23 protein-coding genes, 1 tRNA gene, 1 rRNA gene and 1 pseudogene are annotated in these 19,221 nt (G+C 73.3%); 14 read left to right on the top strand and 12 right to left on the bottom strand.

Annotated elements, in window-relative coordinates; all coding sequences use genetic code 11:
* The first annotated feature begins 225 nt into the window (after window positions 1-225).
* From ACGFIZ_RS06410 to ACGFIZ_RS06445, 8 genes are all read left to right on the top strand, one after another.
* Window positions 226-471, top strand: coding sequence for a hypothetical protein (locus tag ACGFIZ_RS06410; protein WP_393416406.1), 246 nt, complete (start codon window positions 226-228; stop codon window positions 469-471).
* On the top strand, window positions 468-665 hold the full coding sequence (locus tag ACGFIZ_RS06415) for a hypothetical protein (protein WP_393416408.1): 198 nt from the start codon (window positions 468-470) through the stop codon (window positions 663-665). Before ACGFIZ_RS06410 ends, ACGFIZ_RS06415 begins: the two co-directional genes overlap by 4 nt.
* Window positions 659-943: a hypothetical protein gene (locus ACGFIZ_RS06420; RefSeq protein ID WP_393416410.1), complete on the top strand. Its 285-nt coding sequence runs from the start codon at window positions 659-661 to the stop codon at window positions 941-943. Before ACGFIZ_RS06415 ends, ACGFIZ_RS06420 begins: the two co-directional genes overlap by 7 nt.
* Before the next feature lie 2 nt (window positions 944-945).
* Window positions 946-1,203, top strand: a complete 258-nt coding sequence (locus tag ACGFIZ_RS06425) for a hypothetical protein (protein WP_393416412.1) — start codon at window positions 946-948, stop codon at window positions 1,201-1,203.
* 94 nt (window positions 1,204-1,297) lie between these two features.
* A complete protein-coding gene (locus ACGFIZ_RS06430; protein ID WP_393416414.1) occupies window positions 1,298-1,828 on the top strand; it encodes a hypothetical protein in 531 nt (176 codons plus the stop codon).
* A gap of 378 nt (window positions 1,829-2,206) precedes the next feature.
* Window positions 2,207-2,404: a hypothetical protein gene (locus tag ACGFIZ_RS06435; protein WP_393416416.1), complete on the top strand. Its 198-nt coding sequence runs from the start codon at window positions 2,207-2,209 to the stop codon at window positions 2,402-2,404.
* Window positions 2,405-2,580: 176 nt separating this feature from the next.
* The gene (locus ACGFIZ_RS06440; protein WP_393416418.1) at window positions 2,581-3,195 is read left to right on the top strand and encodes a hypothetical protein; all 615 of its coding nucleotides are present in this window, start codon (window positions 2,581-2,583) and stop codon (window positions 3,193-3,195) included.
* A gap of 32 nt (window positions 3,196-3,227) precedes the next feature.
* Window positions 3,228-3,719, top strand: coding sequence for a hypothetical protein (locus ACGFIZ_RS06445; protein ID WP_393416473.1), 492 nt, complete (start codon window positions 3,228-3,230; stop codon window positions 3,717-3,719).
* Window positions 3,720-3,780: 61 nt separating this feature from the next.
* Here ACGFIZ_RS06445 and ACGFIZ_RS06450 read toward each other — a convergent pair whose 3' ends face one another.
* Window positions 3,781-4,239 (bottom strand): hypothetical protein, encoded by a 459-nt coding sequence (locus ACGFIZ_RS06450; RefSeq protein WP_393416420.1) that lies wholly within the window; start codon window positions 4,237-4,239, stop codon window positions 3,781-3,783.
* Window positions 4,240-4,345: 106 nt separating this feature from the next.
* Window positions 4,346-4,432: transfer RNA gene (locus ACGFIZ_RS06455), tRNA-Ser, on the bottom strand.
* 75 nt (window positions 4,433-4,507) lie between these two features.
* Between ACGFIZ_RS06455 and deoD the strand changes: the two genes are divergently transcribed.
* Entirely contained in the window at window positions 4,508-5,215 is a 708-nt protein-coding gene (deoD, locus tag ACGFIZ_RS06460) for a purine-nucleoside phosphorylase (RefSeq protein WP_393416422.1), read from the top strand.
* 61 nt (window positions 5,216-5,276) lie between these two features.
* Here deoD and ACGFIZ_RS06465 read toward each other — a convergent pair whose 3' ends face one another.
* From ACGFIZ_RS06465 to ACGFIZ_RS06480, 4 genes are all read right to left on the bottom strand, one after another.
* Window positions 5,277-5,723, bottom strand: coding sequence for a nucleoside deaminase (locus ACGFIZ_RS06465; protein ID WP_393416475.1), 447 nt, complete (start codon window positions 5,721-5,723; stop codon window positions 5,277-5,279).
* 238 nt (window positions 5,724-5,961) lie between these two features.
* On the bottom strand, window positions 5,962-6,492 hold the full coding sequence (locus ACGFIZ_RS06470) for a tRNA adenosine deaminase-associated protein (protein WP_393416424.1): 531 nt from the start codon (window positions 6,490-6,492) through the stop codon (window positions 5,962-5,964).
* A gap of 145 nt (window positions 6,493-6,637) precedes the next feature.
* Complete coding sequence (locus ACGFIZ_RS06475; protein WP_393416426.1) at window positions 6,638-6,805, bottom strand: hypothetical protein; 168 nt, start codon at window positions 6,803-6,805, stop codon at window positions 6,638-6,640.
* A gap of 97 nt (window positions 6,806-6,902) precedes the next feature.
* Window positions 6,903-7,286, bottom strand: a complete 384-nt coding sequence (locus tag ACGFIZ_RS06480; protein ID WP_393416427.1) for a hypothetical protein — start codon at window positions 7,284-7,286, stop codon at window positions 6,903-6,905.
* 82 nt (window positions 7,287-7,368) lie between these two features.
* Here ACGFIZ_RS06480 and ACGFIZ_RS06485 point away from each other — a divergent pair, with 82 nt between their 5' ends.
* Both ACGFIZ_RS06485 and ACGFIZ_RS06490 read left to right on the top strand, forming a co-directional pair.
* Window positions 7,369-8,124 (top strand): M23 family metallopeptidase, encoded by a 756-nt coding sequence (locus ACGFIZ_RS06485; protein WP_393416429.1) that lies wholly within the window; start codon window positions 7,369-7,371, stop codon window positions 8,122-8,124.
* 66 nt (window positions 8,125-8,190) lie between these two features.
* A complete protein-coding gene (locus ACGFIZ_RS06490) occupies window positions 8,191-9,255 on the top strand; it encodes a PHP domain-containing protein (RefSeq protein ID WP_393416430.1) in 1,065 nt (354 codons plus the stop codon).
* Here ACGFIZ_RS06490 and ACGFIZ_RS06495 read toward each other — a convergent pair.
* A pseudogene (locus tag ACGFIZ_RS06495) lies at window positions 9,144-10,030 on the bottom strand (DMT family transporter); the annotation flags it as partial. The gene ACGFIZ_RS06490 and the pseudogene ACGFIZ_RS06495 sit on opposite strands and share 112 nt — an antisense overlap.
* Before the next feature lie 116 nt (window positions 10,031-10,146).
* Here ACGFIZ_RS06495 and ACGFIZ_RS06500 point away from each other — a divergent pair.
* Both ACGFIZ_RS06500 and ACGFIZ_RS06505 read left to right on the top strand, forming a co-directional pair.
* Window positions 10,147-10,746: a Uma2 family endonuclease gene (locus tag ACGFIZ_RS06500; protein ID WP_393416432.1), complete on the top strand. Its 600-nt coding sequence runs from the start codon at window positions 10,147-10,149 to the stop codon at window positions 10,744-10,746.
* Between the two features lie 52 nt (window positions 10,747-10,798).
* On the top strand, window positions 10,799-12,469 hold the full coding sequence (locus tag ACGFIZ_RS06505; RefSeq protein ID WP_393416434.1) for a DUF885 domain-containing protein: 1,671 nt from the start codon (window positions 10,799-10,801) through the stop codon (window positions 12,467-12,469).
* Between the two features lie 69 nt (window positions 12,470-12,538).
* On the opposite strand, the gene ACGFIZ_RS06510 is transcribed toward ACGFIZ_RS06505, so the two are convergent.
* From ACGFIZ_RS06510 to nudC, 3 genes are all read right to left on the bottom strand, one after another.
* Entirely contained in the window at window positions 12,539-14,146 is a 1,608-nt protein-coding gene (locus ACGFIZ_RS06510) for a DUF6114 domain-containing protein (protein WP_393416436.1), read from the bottom strand.
* Between the two features lie 54 nt (window positions 14,147-14,200).
* Window positions 14,201-14,743, bottom strand: coding sequence for a DUF6230 family protein (locus ACGFIZ_RS06515; RefSeq protein WP_347671497.1), 543 nt, complete (start codon window positions 14,741-14,743; stop codon window positions 14,201-14,203).
* Window positions 14,744-15,202: 459 nt separating this feature from the next.
* Window positions 15,203-16,126 carry an NAD(+) diphosphatase gene (gene nudC / locus ACGFIZ_RS06520; protein ID WP_393416438.1) on the bottom strand — a complete coding sequence of 308 codons (924 nt, stop codon included), beginning with the start codon at window positions 16,124-16,126 and terminating at the stop codon, window positions 15,203-15,205.
* 160 nt (window positions 16,127-16,286) lie between these two features.
* Here nudC and ACGFIZ_RS06525 point away from each other — a divergent pair, with 160 nt between their 5' ends.
* Window positions 16,287-18,107, top strand: coding sequence for a VanW family protein (locus ACGFIZ_RS06525; protein WP_393416440.1), 1,821 nt, complete (start codon window positions 16,287-16,289; stop codon window positions 18,105-18,107).
* 113 nt (window positions 18,108-18,220) lie between these two features.
* On the opposite strand, the gene ACGFIZ_RS06530 is transcribed toward ACGFIZ_RS06525, so the two are convergent.
* A complete protein-coding gene (locus ACGFIZ_RS06530; RefSeq protein ID WP_393416442.1) occupies window positions 18,221-18,847 on the bottom strand; it encodes an NADPH-dependent F420 reductase in 627 nt (208 codons plus the stop codon).
* A 279-nt stretch (window positions 18,848-19,126) separates the two neighbouring features.
* A 5S ribosomal RNA gene (gene rrf / locus ACGFIZ_RS06535) occupies window positions 19,127-19,221 on the bottom strand; the annotation flags it as partial.

The following is a 19,221-nucleotide window of genomic DNA, read 5'->3' on the forward strand; positions in this document are numbered from 1 at the left end:
CCGCGTACCAGAACCTTGACTCTCCGCTGATCGTCGTACCGATCGCACCTGGAGAACCAACGCCGCACGCCTGACCCTGGCGTGAGGTTCCGGTTACCCGTCGTTGCCTCCACGGCGGCGGTTGATCGGACCCTTGGGGCGGCGGCGGGCCGGCCCCGGCACCCGATACGGAACCACAGCCTCGCCGCCGCCATCCCCGGTTACGTGGATGAGGGAGGCGATCCGGTGGCGATCTGGTCCGAGCTGCGCGACATCGTGCGGAGGCTGTTGCGGCGGTCCGACCCGCCTCCGCCGCCTGGCACCGGCCAGCGCCACCAGGCCGCCGAGCAGGCAGCCGCGCAGCGGCGGCTGCTCGACCAGGCGCAGCGGTTGCGGAACAGCCGCTGGCACTGCGAGCCGACGCAGTTCGTCCCGAACGTACGGATGACCCTGGGCCAGCGCACCTGTTACGGGACGAGGGCCGAGCGGTGAGCCGCATCGATGGAAAGCTGAGCCCGGATGACCTGCTGTTCGTCGTCAGCCTCGTCGTGGCCGACCACGACGCCGGCCGGCCCTGCCGAAGGTGCATCGAGCAGGGCTGCGACCAGCTCGCCTGGGCGAGGTCCCTGGTCGACCTGGCCGCCGCCAACATGGCGCAGTTCCGGGCGCTGGTGGGGTCGTGCTGACGGCTGGTGTGGTCCGGTGGGAGCAGCCGCCCCCGGCGGCTCGACGCGGCAACAACGTACTCATGAGGAAGGCCGCCCGGCGCGCGGCTGTCGAGCTGCGCGAGCGTCCCGGGGCGTGGGGTGTGGTCGTCGAGGGTGCGGGCGCGCGGGTCCTGGTGACCCGGATCCGGCAGGGCCTGGACCTGGCATGGCAGCCGGCCGGCGCGTACGAGGCGGTCTGCCGCACCATCGACGGGCGGCTCACCATCTACGCCCGCTACGTCGGCCTGGAGGAGTGACAGTGAGGATCATGCTCCCCGCCGACACCCGGCTGTCCCTGCGCGCCGGCGAGTGGGCCACGCACGTCGGGCAGCTCGGCACCACGTACCTGGATCTGCGGGTCGTCGACGTCGGCGGGGAGCCGACCGACGTGCCCGGCTGGGTGCGGGTCCGCGGCCACGGCCTGGAGTGCCGGTGGCCCTCGGTCGACTGTCCGGAGCCGTGGTGCATCGAGATCACGGCGCGGGGCGAGGCCCTGTACGACGCGGCGAACCGGTAGGCCGGCGTGCGTCGGAGCCGAGCGCCGCCGCCCCGCCGGTAGACTGGCCCGGCCCGTGAGCTGCCACGATCCCCGACAGATCAGGAGAGCACCCGTGCAGGTATCCCAGGCCCTGGACATCATGGAAGCCCTCCTCCAGGCCGCCGAGCACCCGGACATCACCGCGATCGGGCGGTATGGCCGAGACAGCGAGCCGGGCGGCCAATCCCCCCCAGGGGTCAAGGTGACGCACGCAAACGGGTCAAGCGCCATGCTCTGGGCGGCTGTCCCACCCCGGGACGCGCAGCCCGTGCCGCTCGGCGAGATGCCGCCCCCGCGGTGGCGCTTCTGGCGGCTGCTCGTGCTCGCTCACCAGCTCCTCGACGTCGCCCGGCCTGACCAGTTCAGCGGGTGGGAGCTGTGCGCGGTGTCCGACGTCGGCTGGATCGAGGACGGCCAGCGGACTCCGTCGGCGCTGCGGATCACATGCCGCGACCGGTCAGTGATCTACCTGCGGGCCACCGCGGCGTCAGGATCGGCGCGCGAGCCGGAAACGGACCCTTACCCGGACTACCAGATCCCCCAGGGAGTCCAGTCATGGCACCTCAGAGTCAGTGCTCCGTCTGCGGAGCCCGTGTCGGCGTAGCCCCCGGCGGTTCCTGCCCGCCGCACCAGGCCATAGGTAGCCGCGGCACCTGCCCCGGCACCGGCCGAGCCACGATGTAGCAACACGCGGCCCCGCTTTCGTCGCTGCGAGCGGGGCCGCGCCATTTCGGTGCCACGGGCCGTCGTTGCTCCGCCGCGTCGTCGTACTTGTCTGCACTCTCCGCCTTGATTGGCGCTTTCGCCCAGTTCACGGGCGCCTTGTTCGCCGCCGGGCCGGTAACATCCCGCGTATTCGATCTTCGAGCGGCTCCCCCGGCCGCTCCTCGAACGAAGGTTCTCCGATGCGCAGGAAAGCGCTCAGCTCAGCCGCCGTCTGCGCGGCCACAATTCTCGGCGGGACTACTTCGGCAACTCACTGGTGATCGCCGACACCGACAAGAACAGCAGCCCCGAAGTCTACGTCGGCGGCAACGGCGAGGACGGCTACAAGGGCCGCGTGTGGAAACTCCAGACCGGCCCAACCGGCCTCACCGGCACCGGCGCCACCAGCTTCCACCTGGGCACCCTCGGCGGCCCCACCGGCAGCGCGAACTTCGGCTACCGCATGGTCGCCTGACCGTTTCCTTCCCGACGGACGAGCAACGAAGGGCCGGCCCCGGCGGGTCGGCCCTTCCTCGTACCGCACGGGCTGATGAGCTCTGCCGGGGCCTGCGATGATCGGCCCAATGCCGCCGGGCTGCGCGGCTTCGTACACATGTTCCATCCACAGCCTGTGGACGCCCGGAGGGTGCGATGGGTTACCAGCTCAGCGCGGTCGTCGCCGACGTCGAGTTGCTCCGCGAGCAGACCGCCGACCTGGACCACGCGGTCCTCGCCGCGCTGCGCCAGGACTTCGCGTTGCTGCCGCTCACCCCGCAACTGGTCGAGGAGTTGACCGGCGCGCTGCCGGACTACGCGGTCGGGGAGCCGAGCGTCGAGCAGCCGTTCGACCTGGTGCTCTCGCCGGCCCTGGCCGGGCTGCTGGCGCGGTGGTCCCGGCGCGGGCCGGTGGCGTACCTGGAGGCGGAGTTCTCGGGCGGCCTCGGGCGCCAGGCGGCGATGGTCTGGCTGGGCGGCGAGGCGTACTGGGGGCCGCACTTCGACGACGTGCTCGACTCCCCGCGCGAGCGGTGGCCGCTCAACGCCGCGCTGGTCCGCATCGGCGCGGAGCCGGGCCGGTGGATCGACCCGTTCGCCGAGTTGGGCCTGCACCTGGAGCGGAACACCGCCGGCTGGCTGGCGCACGGGCGGCGGGGGCTGTCCGCCGACTACTGGGACGACCTGGCCGAGGAGTGGGAAAACCGGCAATCCGCCGATCGGCAGCAACCTGAGCGCCCCGGTCCCGTTGGGGACTGGGGGATTCCATGAAATTGCGACAATTCGTTTTCATCGCGGCGCTACTGACGGCCGCTTCCATCGCCGGCAGCGGCGTCCATCCACAGGGGCTGGTCGACGGCGTCAGGCCGGCCGGCAACGACGTGGTGGTGGATCTCAACGGCCTGCCCGACGTCGAGTTCGGCGACACCGAGGAGGACCTGACCCGCCGGGGACTGCTGCAGGCCGGGGTCGACGCGTGCGGCCGGACGCTCGCCGGCCACGCGGCCAGTCCGGTCTTCGTCGACGACCGGCTGGTCCTGCTCTGGGTCGACGACCCCTTCCGCACCCCGGAGGGAATCAGCGTGGGCGCTTCCGTCGAGGAGGTCCGCGCCCGCTACCGCACGCTGCACCCGCTGCGCGCTCCACAGGGGACGCACCGGTTCGACGGGCTGCTGGCCCGCAGCGGCGACCGCGCGTACCTGTTCCTGCACGACGGGCGCACGGTCCGGAAGATCGTCGCGGGGTACGCCGACTGGGCCCGCCGCCTCTTCGACGAGGGCCACGGCCCCTGCTGAGGGCAGCTCGCCGACGTGGCGGTGTCCGGACCACCCGGACACCGCCACGTCACCGGGTCGCTCAGTAGGTGCTCTGCGGCCCGGCGATGTTCAGGCCGTACGACTGCGGCCAGATCCGGTCGGTGCGCAGGGCCAGGCCGGTCCACATGGTGCTCTGCGGCACGAGCCCGCCGGTGGAGCCGTGGAACCGGGTGATGGCCCCGGACGGATCCCCGGCGGTGTCGCCGGTCACCTCTTCCCCGAACGCGGCCACGACCGCGTCCAGCGGGCCCGTGCCGTTGGGGTTCAGGATCGCGACGGAGTTGCCGAACCAGTCGTCGCGCTCGGCCGTGCTCGGGACGGCCGACTGGCCGATGAGGTAGTCGTTGTGCGGCGCGGACGAGTAGCGAACGGCGACCACGCCGCTCGGGGTGTGGGGCAGGCTGTAGTTGAAGGGGTCGCCGCTGGCCGCGACGTCGTCGCCGTCGAAGTCGGAACGGGTGACGCCCGTCCCCTGCACCGGGGTGCGCGTCTTCGCCACCACCGAACGGCCGACCCGGCCGGATGCCCGCCAGCGAGACCAGGCCAGAAACGGAACGCCCGGTCGATCCATATGGATCGACCGGGCGTTCTCGCTGTTCAGCGAGCGGTGGCGGCGGGATTTGAACCCGCGGAGGGCGTAAACCCTCACACGCTTTCGAGGCGTGCTCCTTAGGCCACTCGGACACACCACCGCCGAGTAGGGTACAGCACCCCGGGGGCGGACGCCGAACCGGTATGCCCCCCGCCGGCCTGGCAGGATCCCTGACATGAGTACGCACATCGGCGCGAAGCCGGGAGAGATCGCCGAGCGGGTCCTGATGCCGGGCGACCCGCTGCGAGCCAAGTGGATCGCGGAGACCTACCTCGAGGACGCCAAGTGCTACTCGACGGTCCGGGGCATGCTGGGCTTCACCGGGCGCTGGAACGGCGTGGAGGTGTCCGTCCAGGGCTCCGGCATGGGCATGCCGTCCGCCTCGATCTACGCCCACGAGCTGATCAACGAGTACGGGGTGAAGAGCCTCATCCGGGTCGGCTCCTGCGGCGCCCTGAGCGAGGATCTCCAACTGCGGGACGTGGTGGCCGCGATCGGCTCGTCCACGGACTCGAACATGAACCGGATGCGCTTCGACGGGCTGATCGACTACGCCCCGGTCGCCGACTTCGGGCTGCTGCGTACGTCGGTCGAGATGGCCGAGCGGCGGGGCGTCAGCATGCGGGTCGGGCCGATCCTGGCGGCCGACGCCTTCTACACCGACCGCCCGGACCTCTACGACGCCCTCGCCGACTACGGCGTGCTGGCCGTGGAGATGGAGTCCGCGGCGCTCTACACGATCGCCGCCCGGTTCAAGGTGCGCGCGCTGACCCTCCTGACGGTCAGCGACCACATCAAGACGGGCGAGAAGACAACCTCGCAGGAGCGCGAGCAGACCTTCTCCCAGATGGTCGAGATCGGCCTGGACACGATCATCGCCTGAGCCACCGGGCCCCTTCCCGTGCGAGATGCGTGGCGCCAGGAAGGGGCCCTTTCTTTCACGCTCACCGGAAGAAGGCGCGCAGCAGGGTGGCGCTCTCGGCCTCCAGGACGCCCCCGTAGACCTCCGGCCGGTGGTTGAGCCGCCGGTCCCGGACGACGTCCCACAGCGACCCGACCGCGCCGGTCTTCGGCTCCCAGGCGGCGAAGACGACGGTGGAGACCCGGGCCAGCACCAGAGCCCCGGCGCACATCGTGCAGGGTTCGAGGGTCACCACCAGGGTGCAGCCGTCGAGCCGCCACCGGCCCAGCCGCTCGGCGGCCCGCCGCAGGGCCAGCACCTCCGCGTGCGCGGTCGGGTCCTGGGTCAGTTCCCGCTCGTTGCGCCCGATCGCCAGTTCGGCGCCGTCCGGGCCGTAGAGGACCGCGCCGACCGGGATGTCGTCCACGCCGGCCGGGCCGTCGGCCGGGAGGTCGGGCCCGGTGACGGCGATCTCCAGGGCCCGACGCATCCAGAGTTCGTGCCGCTGCCGCCGCCCCGCGCCGGTCGGGTCGACGAGGCCCTCGTCGGCTCCCGGCCCCGCCCGGCCCACCGCGCCGGGGGTCGGCTGCCCGGGCCGTAGCCCCTCCAGCGCCGGGTCCGTCGCGTCGGCCGGCTCGGCGCCCCCGGTCCAGCCGGCGAAGGAACGCGCCGCACCGACCCAGCCGCCGGTGCCGGCGTCCGCCGGCCCGCCGTCGCCGCCCGGCCGGTCAGACGCCACGCAGTTCCTCGACCTCGTCGACGCAGCCGAGCACCTGGCAGATCTCGGCGGTCACGTCCGCGGGCAGCATGCCCTCGTGCGCGCAGAGGTTCAGCAGCCGCTGCGGCGAGACGCCCAGGTCGGCGAGGATGTCCGCGTCGCCCACCGGGTCGGCCTCCGGGTCCACCGCCGGCTGCTCGCCGTCCTCGTCGCCCCCGGCGGCGCTCGGCCGCGCCTCCTCGGTGTCGTCGAAGCCGGTGACCGACGTCTTCAGGTCGCCGACCAGCAGGGCGCCGAGCCGGGACTCCTCGGCGTACGCGGAGTCCGAGCCGAAGATCCGCAGGTCCTCCCCGTCGTCCAACCGCAGGATGACCAGGTACGCGTCGTCGGCCTCGACGAAGAGCAACGACAGGTCGGCGTCCGGGTCGACGTCGCGGAGCCGGTCGGCGACCTCGTCGACGTCGGTGGCGCCCCGCAGGTTCACCTCGGCGGCGGTCCAGCCGCCGTCGTCGCGCACCACGGCGGCAGCGAAGTACGACACGGTCCCCCCAAATTGGCCTCGGCGCAGCACGCCGACTCGTTACGCGTGCACGTTAACCGGTCGGGTCGGCAGGCGACCGGGCAACGCCCCGAAGGGCCGGCCGGATCCTGCGGAAAGTATGGAAAGTGTGGTCGGCCGGAACCGGTCAGCCCGCGACGCGGCGCCGGGTGGCGATCAACTGCCGCAACTGCTCGGTGCTGGCACGCCACGGCCGCTCTCGCCGGCGTACCGCTCGGGCACCCGACAGCTCGGCGAGGATCTGCAGGCGGCGGCGGCTCCGCTCGGGAGCGAGCCGGGGAGTGGTCCAGGCCATACCGCCGAGCGTGCGCCGTCCACGCGGGTACGTCAAGACGGGATTCACTGCGCAGCCGGCCCGCGACCGAGGGTGTTCGGCCAGGTCGGCCGGGGCCTCACCACAGGGGCCAGTTGCCGCTGGTGGCCCATCGGACGGCGACCACCGCCGCCGCGATGCTCCAGCCTCCGGCGGTGACGATGGCGATGCCCGTCGCCACCCCCCGGTCGCCGAACCGGACCAGGGCCAGGGCGGCCAGCCAGGCCAGCCCGCCGGCGAGGATCGTCCACCACGCGTACCCGGGGACGTCCCGGCCGAGCAGGCCGAACAGCACGAGCCACGCGGCGGCGAGCGCGCCGCCCGCGGCGACCCCCGTCCCGGTCACCCGGTGCGGTTCCCGCCAGGTCGGGCGCGACGGCGGGCCGGCGGGGAAGAGCCCGGAGGGGGTATGCGCGGGGCGACCCGGCTCGGGCCGGCCGGGGAGGGCGGGCTGCCAGGTCATGGCTGTCATTCCTTTCCGCGTGCCGTGGTCCGCGCCGGGCGGACCGTTCGTCCCACCGTAGCCGTTCTGTCAGGATGACCGGATGGCCTCGCGTCCCACCCGTCGCCGCAGGCGCGCGGCGTACCCGGTCCTGCTGCTGCTCGCGCCGGTGCTGGCCGCCGGCTGCGGGGCGCCGCCGCCGGCCGCGACGCCCACGGGCAGCTGGGCGGGCCCGACCGACGCCGGGCAGCCGGCCCCGACGACCGTGCCGCCCGCCCCGGCGACCGCCACCCCGTCGCCGTCGCCCGCGCCGGCCCGCGCCGGCCTGCGACACGTCTTCCCGGTACGCGCGGGCGACGTCGCCTACCACCCCACCCACTCCGTGTACCCGGGCACGGACATCTTCGCCGACTGCGGAAAGCCCGTGGTGGCGGTGACCGACGGGACGATCCTGGAGGTGAGCCGGGTGGACCGGTTCGACCGGCGGGGGCCGCTCGGGCCGTACAACGGGGGCCTGTCGGTGTCCCTGCTCGGCGACGACGGGGTGCGCTACTACGGCTCGCACCTGAGCGTCATCGCCCCGGAGGTCGACGCCGGCGTCCGGGTCCGGGCCGGCCAGCAACTCGGGAAGGTGGGCCGGACGGGCAACGCCAACAACGTCTGCCACCTGCACTTCGGCATCTCGCCGGCCTGCCGCGGACACGACGACTGGTGGATCCGGCGCGGGGTGGTCTGGCCGGCCCGGTACCTCGACTCGTGGCGCCGGGGCGGCAACCGGGAGCCGGCCGCCGAGGTGGTCGCATGGCACCGCAAGCACGGCTGCCCGAAGGCGCCGGCCACGACCGGCGGGGCCGGCTGATCACGGCACCGGCGACCGCCGCCGGTCGTACCGCGGCCGGCGGCGCGGGCGCGTAGGTTGCAGGGCATGAGCCCCCGCGACCCGATCGCCGACCTGCGCCGCATCGCGTTCCTGCTCGAACGGGCCAACGAGGCCACCTACCGGGTGCGGGCGTTCCGGTCGGCGGCGAAGGCCCTGGCCGCGCTGGCGGACAGTGAGGTCGCCGAGCGGGCGCGCACCGGGAAGCTCACCGAGCTGGCCGGGGTCGGCGACGTCACGGCCCGCTGCGTCGCCGAGTCACTCGCCGGCGAGGAGCCCGTCTACCTGCGCCGGCTGGTCGCCACCGAGGGCAGCGACCTGGACGCCGAGGCCACCGCGCTGCGCACCGCCCTGCGCGGTGACTGCCACACCCACTCCGACTGGTCCGACGGCGGCTCGCCGATCGAGGAGATGGCGCTCGCGGCGGTCGAGCTGGGCCACGAGTACGTGGTGCTGACCGACCACTCGCCCCGGCTCACGGTGGCCCGGGGCCTGACGGCCGACCGGCTGCGCAAGCAGCTCGATCACGTGGCGAAGGTCAACGAGGCGCTGCCCGAGGGCTTCCGCATCCTCACCGGGATCGAGGTGGACATCCTCGCCGACGGCTCGCTGGACCAGGACGAGGAGCTGCTCGCCCGCCTCGACGTGGTGGTCGGCTCGGTGCACAGCGGCCTGAACGACGAGCGGGGCAAGATGACCCGCCGGATGCTGACGGCCGTCGCCAACCCGCACCTGGACATCCTCGGCCACTGCACCGGCCGGATGGTGTCGTCCCGTCCCATCGGGGTGACCGGCCCCGGCGACCGTGGGCACCGGGCGCGGACCCGCAGGGAGAGCGACTTCGACGCGGACGCGGTCTTCGCCGCCTGCGCCGAGCACGACGTCGCGGTCGAGATCAACTCCCGACCGGAGCGGCAGGACCCGCCGAAGCGGCTGATCCGGCTCGCCCTGGAGGCGGGCTGCCGCTTCGCGATCAACACGGACGCGCACGCGCCCGGGCAGCTCGACTGGCAGCCCTTCGGCTGCGAGCGGGCGGCCCGCTGCGGCGTCCCCGCCGACCGGGTGGTCAACACCTGGCCGGCGGAGCGCCTGCTGGAGTGGGCGCAGGGCTGACGGGCCGGGCACGGGCCCCCGGCCACCCGGATGTTCCGCATGTTGATCACGAAGGCCAGGCCGGTGCCGAGCGCCCCAGCGCCAGCACGCTGGCCAGCACCTCGACCGACAGGCCGGTCGGCGCCGGCGGCGCCCCGGCCACCAGCGGCGCCACGATGGCGAGCTGGCCGGCCGCCAGCACCAGCTGGGCCGCCGAGAGCGACAGGCCGGAGTGGGCGCTGCCCGCGACGAACCGCTTCTGGTACGGGATGGCGACGCCGTAGCAGGCCGCCGCGCCGAAGCACATCAGCTGGCCGGTGAAGTGCGAGCCGGCGACGCCCTCCCACACGCCGAGCACCACGAGCACCCCGGCGAAACCGAGCCCCAGGCCGACCGTCCGGCGCGCGCTCAGCCGCTCGGTGCGGAACACCAGCATCGCCATCGGCAGCACGACCAGCGGCGTCGTCGCGTTCCAGATGCCGATGAGCATCGACTCGACCCGCTGCTCGCCGTACCCGAAGAGGGTGAACGGGACGGCGACGCCGAGCGCCGCGACCACGAAGAGGTGGGCCCAGACCCGGGGCTCGCGGGGCAGCCGGTCGCGCAGCGCCAGGAGCACGAGCAGCAGCGTGAGCGCCCCGGTGGTGACCCGGTAGAGGGTGAGGTGCAGCGGATGCAGCTCCCGCACGCCGACCTTGATGAACAGGAAGCTGGAGCCCCAGATCGCGGCGAGCGCGACGAAGCCCGGCAGCCAGCCGCGCAGCGCCGGCTTGTCAGGGGTGGGGGTCATGTTCACCCCTGACACTCTGCCGGAGCGGTACGACGGGGTCTCGCGCTTTTCGGCCACCGTGTCCCGCGCCACAGAAACCGCCTACGCTGGTGGAGCGTTGACCAGCCGAGGAGGTGCCCCCGATGGCGATGCCGATGCGATTCGACCCGCTCGCGGACCTCGACGGGATGTGGACGACCCAGCTCGCCGCGCGGTACCTCCCGCTGCCGGAGCTGCCGGATGCGCGCTACGAGTGCATCGACGGAAGGTTGGTCATGACGCCCGCTGAGGTCGGCACGAACAGTTTTGGCGAGCTGAGGCTCGGTCGGATCCTCGCGCCGGCCGCCGAGGCCGCCGGCTACTACGTGTACGGCCAGGTGAACCTGACCTTCTCGCCGCAGCGCTGGATCCAGCCCGACCTCACCGTCCTGCACGCCCTGCCGAAGAGCGACGAGGAGGACCGGTGGATCCCGGCCCACCTCTGCACGATGGCCGTCGAGTTCGTCTCCCCGGGCAGCCGTCGGCAGGACTTCGTCGACAAGCCGCAGCGCTGCGCGGAAGGTCGGGTCCCGTACTTCATGCGGGTGGAGATCTCCCGGCGGCTGCGGCACGCGGCGGTGGAGCTGCTCGCCCTCGGCGAGTTCGGCGGCTACGACACGGTGGCGAAGGTCGTGAGCGGGGGGCGGCTGCGGGCCGACGCGCCGTTCCCGATCGACTTCGATCCGGCCGAGCTGCTGCCCTGAACACGGCAAACACGGTCGACAGCCGGCCGGCACGGTCGCGTAGGGTCAGCCTGTGGGACGAATCGATGACCTCGCCGACCGGTACGTCGCCGACTGGGCGCCGCTGAGCCCGACCGGCGCGACCTACGTCGGCATCTCCGGATACGACGACCAGCTGGACGACCTGTCACCGGAGGGCTACGCGGCCCGGGCCGAGCTGACCCGGCGTACCCTCGCGGAGCTCGACGTGACCGAGCCCGACTCCGAGTCGGAGCGGACCGCCAGGGAGGCCATGCAGGAGCGCCTCGGCCTGGACCTCGCCCGGTACGAGGCGGGCGAGACGACCAGCGAGGTCAACGTGATCACCAGCGGTCTGCACGACCTGCGCTCGGTGTTCGACCTGATGCCGACCGAGGGTGCCGACGCGCAGGCCGACATCGCCGCCCGGCTCAACAGGTTCGCGGGCGCGCTGGAGGGCTACAAGACGACGCTGCGCGAGGCGGCCGCCGCCGGCCGGGTCAGCTCGAAGGCGCAGCTGATCGAGGTCGCCAAGCAGTGCGACGCCTGGACGGACCCGAACGGCGACAACTTCTTCCACGGCCTCGTCGAGCGGCTCGGCGCGGAGGGCACCCTGGACGCCGAGCTGCGCCGGGGCGCCGCGGCGGCCACCGCCGCCACCGCCGGGTTCGGCCAGTTCCTCCGCGACGAGCTGGCCCCGGTCGGGCGGGACAAGCAGGCCGCCGGCCGGGAGCGGTACGAGCTGGCCTCGCAGTACTTCCTCGGCGCGAGGGTCGACCTCGACGAGACGTACGCCTGGGGATTCGCGGAGCTGGCCCGGCTGGAGGGCGAGATGCGCGCGGTGGCCGCCCGCATCGTCGGGCCGGGCGCCACGATCGACGAGGCGGTGACGGCGCTGGACGCCGACCCGGCCCGCACGATCCAGGGCAAGGAGGCGTTCCGGGACTGGATGCAGGCGCTTGCCGACAAGGCGATCGGCGCGCTGCACGGCACCCACTTCGACATTCCCGAGCAGGTGCGCCGGATCGAGTGCTGCCTCGCCCCGACCAGCGACGGCGGGATCTACTACACCGGCCCGAGCGAGGACTTCTCCCGCCCCGGCCGGATGTGGTGGGCCGTGCCGCAGGGCATCACCGACTTCTCCACCTGGCGTGAGGTGACCACGGTCTACCACGAGGGCGTACCCGGTCACCACCTCCAGGTCGCGCAGACCGCGGTCCGGGCCGACCTGCTCAACCGCTGGCAGCGGCTGCTGTGCTGGGTGTCCGGCCACGGCGAGGGCTGGGCGCTCTACTCCGAGCGGCTGATGGACGAGCTGGGCTACCTGGAGGACCCGGGCGACAAGCTCGGCATGCTCGACGGGCAGGCGTTCCGGGCGGCCCGGGTGATCGTCGACATCGGCATGCACCTGGAGCTGGAGATCCCCAAGGACAACCCGTTCGACTTCCACCCCGGCGAGCGGTGGACGCCGGAGCTGGGCTGGGAGTTCATGCGGGCGCACTGCCGGGTGCCGGACGAGAACCTGCGGTTCGAACTGAACCGCTACCTGGGCTGGCCGGGACAGGCGCCGTCGTACAAGGTGGGCGAGCGGATCTGGCTGCAGGCCCGGGAGGACGCGAAGGCCCGCAAGGGCGCCGACTTCGACCTCAAGGAGTTCCACCGGCGGGCGCTCGACCTCGGCTCCCTGGGGCTCGACCCGCTGCGCCGGGCGCTGGCCCGGATCTGACGACGAAGGCGGCCGGGGGACGGGTGCGCGCACCCGTCCCCCGGCCGTTTCGTTCTTCCGGCCGGACCCTCAGGCGAGGGTCACCGTCAGCGCCGGCTTCGCGGTCAGCGTGCCGCTGTCGACGTACGCCAGGTCGATCTCCGGGTCGGTGAAGGTGACCGGCGCCGGGAAGGTGACCGGCAGTCCGTCCGGGAACGGCAGGTCCGGCGTGAGGGTGATCTTGATGCCGGCGAGCCACCCGACGAACCGGGTGGCGTAGAAGGCCACGTCGCCCTCGACGGTAAGCCGATCGGTGGCGTACCGCAGGGTCTTCCCGCCCCCGCCGGTCTGGAGCAGGAAGTCGTCGGTGACGCCCCTGGACATGGTGAACTTCAGCGCCCGGAGCTCACCCTCGGCGGTGGGCAGCTCGACGATCCCCGCGAAGTGCAGATCCGTCATGGTCACCTCCGAGCCGGTGAGCTTCGACGGCTTCGCGGCCACCCGGGGCTGACCGGGTTCGGCGGCGGCCCCGGGCGGCGGCTCGCCGGCCTCCACCCCGCCCGGCTTGGTCGGCGTGGGCGTGACGCACGCGGGGTCGTCCGGCTTGCCGGTGGCGGAGGCGCTCGGGGTGGGCCTGCCGGTGGCCGACGGCTCGCCGGTCGGAGTGGCGCTCGGCGTGGCGGTGGGCGATCCCGTCGGCTCCGGGCTCGCCGTCGGCTCGGCGGCCTGCGTGTCGCCCGACGCCGGCTCGGCGCCGCCGCCGTCGGTGCGGCTGTCCCCGATGGTGTCGGTGAGCAGGTTGCCCTCCGACGGCTTCTCCGGGCCGGTGCCCTCCGGGCTCGTGGCCCGGCTCGTGCCGGCCGGCCGGAACGGCGACAGGCTCGGCCTGGCCTTCCCGACCGTGGACGGGGCGGCGCAGGGCTTCGCCGGGGCCGCCCGCACCGGGGCCTGGTCGCGCAGTGCGAGCGCCCCGGCGGCCGAGACGCTCAGCAGCACCAGGGTGACCGCCAGCAGCTTCGGGTCCCGGTGCGGGCCGCGCCGCGGGCCGTCCTCGGGGCCGACCACCGGCGGTCTGTGCGTGCCGTCGGTCGGCATCGGCTCGCGCAGCGGGTTGCGGGGGCGGGGCAGGGTGTCGGTGAGCGGGCCGGTGACCTCCTCGCCGGGCATCAGCTCGTCGACGAGCGTCGGCCCGTCAACGAGCGTCGGCCCGTCGACGCCCTCCTTCTGCGGGTCGGACGGCGCGTCGGTCGGCTCCGGCTCGGCCGGCGCGGACGCCGGGCGGCGGGGCACCCAGGCGAAGCCGAGGGCGCTGCCGACCATGCCCAGCAGCAGGCCGACGAAGAAGCCGCCGAGGTTCACGCCGATGAGGGAGAAGACCGCGGTGACCGAGCCGACGATCGCGTAGAACATCCGCTGCTGCGGGGTGAACCACATCAGCATCCCGCAGGCGATCAGGATCGCCGGGATCAGCCAGGACAGGAAGCCGCTCGGGCCCATCTGGAAGGTGAGGCCGCCCAGACTCATCTGGGTGGTGGAGAAGATCTCCAGACCGGCCAGCGCGGTGAACAGCCCGCCCCAGAAGGGCCGGGTCCGCCGCCAGCGGCGGAAGCGCCGCCACGCCTGGCTGACCCTGCCCGGCTGGGCATGCTGCGGGTGGGCGGTCGTCACGTACTCCTCCTGGCGGTGCTCACTGGTCACGAGACAGGGCCGAGGCTCGCGGAGGGCGCCCTCCGCGGGCCTCGGGTACTGGCGTCAGAAGCATTCCTTGGCGTCGGCACCGACGGCGATGCCGAGCTTCAGCCCCTTGAGGGTGAAGACCGCGGCGCTGGTGGAGCGGGCAACCTGCTGAAGGCCGGTGATGGTGACGTGGTCGGCACTCTGCCCGAAGGACTTCGCCTCGGCCTTCGCGTTCAGGTCGGTGGCGTCCCGGCCGATCTTGATCTCGGTGAACTTGGCGTCGCCCTCCAGCCTCTCCATGTCGATCAGCAGGCCCGTCGCGGTCGCCGGGTCGCCACCGCCGCCGGCGTTGATCGTGAGCACGACCGGCAGCTTCGGGTGCTTCACCGACTGGCAGAGGTCGTACAGTTCGGCGCTCGCGATCTCGGAGACGGCGACCGGGTGGGTGGTGCCGTCCTTCTCGACGACGACCCCGCCGTACTGCTTGAAGCCGTCACCCTCCAGCCGGGAGGCCTCGACCTTGAAGGTCTGGCCGGAGACGGCGAACGACGCCGCGATCGCGCCGTTGGCCATGCCGAAGACGATGGCGCCGGCGACGGCGGTCGCGGGCACCATCATGGCGGCGAAGCGCCGCCAACGGGTGCCGCCCTGCGCCAGACGGTCTTCCGATTCCTTCACGGGGTCCTCCTAGACGAGGGGGTCACCGAGCGCGGTCCGCGTCTCGGGATGAGGGGGAGCTGTGGTGTGGTGCCTTCGGGGTCCGCCGTACGCGCGTACGGGGAGAGGCTGCGGATTGGATGCTCTCGCGAAGAGACGCGGCTCACAACCCCCGAGCTACTGACGGGTAACCCGCAGGCGACCCCATGATCATCCATGGTCACGATCGGTCAACCCGCCATCGCGGGGACTGGCCAGGCAAAACGGGGCGAGAACCCCAATGAACGCGGAAAGTCTCACCTGCGGTAACGGTCGGTACCGGTGAGTAACTTTTCGGTAACGGAGACCTGAAAAGCCGCTGAGGATGACCCGCCGTCACCCGTCCAGGCGGCGCCGCCCGGACGGACGGGCGGGCGGACGTCAGTCGCGCCCCGCCAGCCAGTCGTGGAGCAGCCGGTGGTCGATCGAGTCGACCCGCCCCAACGGCTTTCCCGCCGCCACCTGCTCGCGCAACTCGTCCCGGGTGAACCAGCGCGCCTCCAGCAACTCCACCCCGTCCACCCGCACCTCCGCGGAGGCCGCGGTGGCCCGGAAACCGACCATCAGGCCGGCCGGGAACGGCCACGCCTGCGACCCCTGGTACGCCAGGTCCGTCACGGCCACCCCCGCCTCCTCGGCCATCTCCCGCCGCACCGCGTCCTCCAGGCTCTCGCCCACCTCGACGAACCCGGCCAGCGTCGAGTACGCGCCCTCGGGGGCACCGCCGTGCCGGGCCAGCAGGCAGCGCGCGGGCGGGCCGGGCGTCTCCACCAGCACGATGATCGCCGGCTCGATCCGGGGGAACAGCAGCCGCCCGCAGTCCGGCCCGGCGCACGCCCGCACGTGCCCGCCGTCGCGGGACACCGTCGCCGCGCCGCAGCCGCCGCAGTGGCGCTGCTGGCGGTGCCAGTGCAGCAGCCCCCGGGCGTACGCCTGGACGGCCGCGTCGCCCGGCCCGAGCCGGCCCACGAGGGCACGCACGTCCACCGCGGCGTCCGCCCCGGCGAGGCGCAGCGCGTCGGGCTCCGCACGGCCGGACAGGTCGGCGGCGAACACGGCCGCGCCGTCGGCCAGGCCGAGGAAGACGACCTCGTCGGCGGCACCGCGGACCTCCGCCGCGGCCGCCCCGGTCAACCGGACCGGCGTGTCGCCCGCCGAGACCAGGCAGCGGTCCCGCCACAGCGGCAGCAGCACACTGCCCGACCCGGCCAGCCGCTCCGAGACCCACTCCGGGTCCGCGCGCAGCCCGCCCGCCCGGTCCAGCCATCCGCCGCCGTACGCCAGGGGCCGCTCGTCCGTTCGCACCCGGACACCGTGCCACGACCCGGTCACCGGCCCGCACACCGGCGCCCGTCGCGTACCGCGACACGCTGCGCGGGCACGGCCCGGACGCAAACTGTCGATCGGCCCGGCCGTTGGTTACGGTAGGTCCCGCCCCACGTGGTACGTACCGATCGAGGTTGCTGTGACTCTGTACGGCGATACACGACCGCCCGCCGACGACCGGCCGACCGTCAAGGTGACCGCGGTGAGCTGGCCGGGTGACGGGCCGGACACCGCCGTGGCAGCCACCCCTGTCGCCCCGGACCACGGCCCGGGGCGCCGTCCCCGCCGGCTGCGTGTCCTGGTCGCCGCCGGCGCCACCGCGGTCGTCCTCGGGGCCGCCGCCGGAGCCGGCGCGTACGCCTACGCCGGCGACGTGCCGCGCGGCACGACCGTGCTCGGCGCCGAACTCGGCGGGCGCAGCCGCGCCGACGCGGTGCGCGAACTACGCGCCGAGCTGGACCGGTCCGGCACGCTGACCACCGCGTTCCGGGTCGTCGTCGGGGAGAAGACCGTCGAGCTCAAGCCCGCCGACGTGGGGCTGGCGGTCGACGTCGAGGCGACCGTCGACGCGGCGGCGCGCACCTCCGCGCACCCGGTCAGCCGGCTCGTCGGCTCCCGGACGGTCGCCCCGGTGGTGACGGTCGACGCCGCCCGGCTCGACGCGGCCCTGCGCAAGGCGGCCGGCGACCAGACCCGCGAATGGACGGTGCCGGCGATCATCTTCACGGGCACCACCCCGAAGCCGGTGCGCCCGAAGCCCGGGCTCGCGCTGGACCGGGAGCGCTCGGCCCAGGCGGTCCGCGAGGGCTGGCTCTCCGGCCGGCCGGTCACCGTCCCGCTGGTGGAGCAGCGACCGGCGACGACCGCCGAGGAGGTGGACCATCTCGTCGCCGAACTGGCCCGCCCTGCCGTCGCCGCCCCGGTCACGCTCCGTACCCCGAAGGGCACGATCACCATCCCGCCCGCCGCCATCGCCCGGAGCCTGCGCTTCGCGGCCGACGACGCCGGCAAACTCACCCCGAGGATCGACGTGAAGCGGCTGCGCGCCTCCCTCGGCAGCCGGCTCGACGCCATCGAGGTCGAGCCACGCGACGCCCGGATGACGATCACCGACGGGAGGCCGAAGGCGGTGGAGGGGCAGCCGGGCCAGCAGCTGGACGCCGCCGCGCTGGCCCGGGACCTGCTCGCCGTGCTGCCCCGTACCGACGACCGGACCGTCACCGGTCGGCTCAAGGAGACCCAGCCGAAGCTGACCGCCGAGAAGCTGGCCGGCCTCGGGATCAAGGAGCGCGTCTCCCGCTTCACCACCTACTTCACCGGTGGGCTCTCCTCACCCCGCAGCCAGAACATCGTGCAGATCGCCAAGGAGGTCGACGGCACGGTGGTGCTGCCCGGGGAGACGTTCTCCCTCAACGGCCACACCGGCGAGCGCGGCTACGCCCAGGGGTACCAGGACGCGCCCGTGATCCTCGACGGCAAGCTCGTCCCGGGCGTGGGCGGGGGGACCTCCCAGTTCACCACCACCCTGTTCAACGCCACGTACTACGCCGGGCTGGAGGACGTCGAGCACAAGCCGCACTCGTACTGGTTCAGCCGGTACCCCCCGGTCATCGAGTCGACGATCTTCTGGCCGGACCTCGACTTCAAGTCCCGGAACAACACCCCGTACGGCGTCCTCATCGACACCTCGTACACATCCAGCTCGATCACCGTGTCGATCTGGAGCACGAAGATCTACGACAGCGTCAAGACCGAGTACGGCCCGCGCCGCGACATCACCAGGCCGAAGACGATCCACCTGAAGCCCGGGCCGTCCTGCATCCCCAGCAACGGCATCGACGGGTTCACCCAGGACGCCTTCCGGGTCATCCGGAAGGACGGGAAGGTCGTCAAGCGGGAGAAGTTCACCTGGCGCTACCTGGCCGAACCCCGCTACGTCTGCGGCCCGGCCCCGAGCTGAGGGCCAGCCCGACCCAGCACCCCGCGCCCCGCCGGCCACGTCGCCGGCGGGGCGCTTCCGTCGGGTACGCCGAAACGGGAGCCCGCCACCGGCCAGCTCCGTACGGCCGGCGGTCAGGGCCGCGCCTCGGCCAGCCCCCTCCGTACGCCGTCCGCGTCGCGGTCCGCGCCGTAGACCGGGGTGCCGGGCTGCTGCCGCCAGCTCCCGTCCAGGCCGCCGGCGTCGACCGGGTCGAAGCCGAGGGCGTCCACCAGGTCCATCACCACCCGCTTCGCCTCGACGTCGTCCCCGGCCACCGGCAGCGCGATCCGACCCGGGGCGCCCGCGGGGCGGCCCTCGTCCACGAGGTGCTGCGCCTGGATGGTGTTGAACGCCTTCACCAGGCGGGTTCCCTTGAGCTGGTCCGCGGTCCACCGGCTGGAGCTGAGGCTGCGGTCCAGCAGCTCGTCGACGTCCCCGTCGCGCTCCGGGTAGTAGTTGTCCGCGTCGACGACGATCCTGCCCTCGAACCGCTCGGCGGGCAGCGCCGGCACCGCCCGCAGCGGCACCGCGAGGACGACCACGTCGGCCTGGTCGACGGCCTGTTCCACGGTGCCGGGGGTGGCGCCGGTCTCCCGCGCGAGGTCTGCGAGGGTCTGCGGTCCCCGCGAGTTGGCCACCGTCACGTCGTGGCCGATGGCCCTCAGACGACGGGCGAGCGCCCCGCCGACGTGTCCCGACCCAATGATCCCGATCCTCATGACCACTCCTGCCTCGCCTGCCGGCGGCCGTATCCGCCGAGTCGTATCCGCTGAACGGAGCGCTGATACCCGCATCTCCGGGTTCGAACAGTCCGGCGAGGTGTACTCCCGGGCCCGCAGGCGGGCGCGGGCCGGCGGGCGCGGGCCGCCGCCCGCGGGCGCGGGCTGCGGAGGGTGGTGTGCGTCCGCGGCGGCCCGGGGCGGGCTTACGCGGTCGGGAAATGGTTCCGGAAATGCGTTCAGGGCCACCCCAACCGGGGTGACCCTGAACGAAAGAATGTCCGGCGGTGTCCTACTCTCCCACACCCTCCCGAGTGCAGTACCATCGGCGCTGGAAGGCTTAGCTACCGGGTTCGGAATGTAACCGGGCGTTT

Source organism: Micromonospora sp. NPDC048830 (assembly GCF_043198215.1).
GTDB lineage: Bacteria > Actinomycetota > Actinomycetes > Mycobacteriales > Micromonosporaceae > Micromonospora.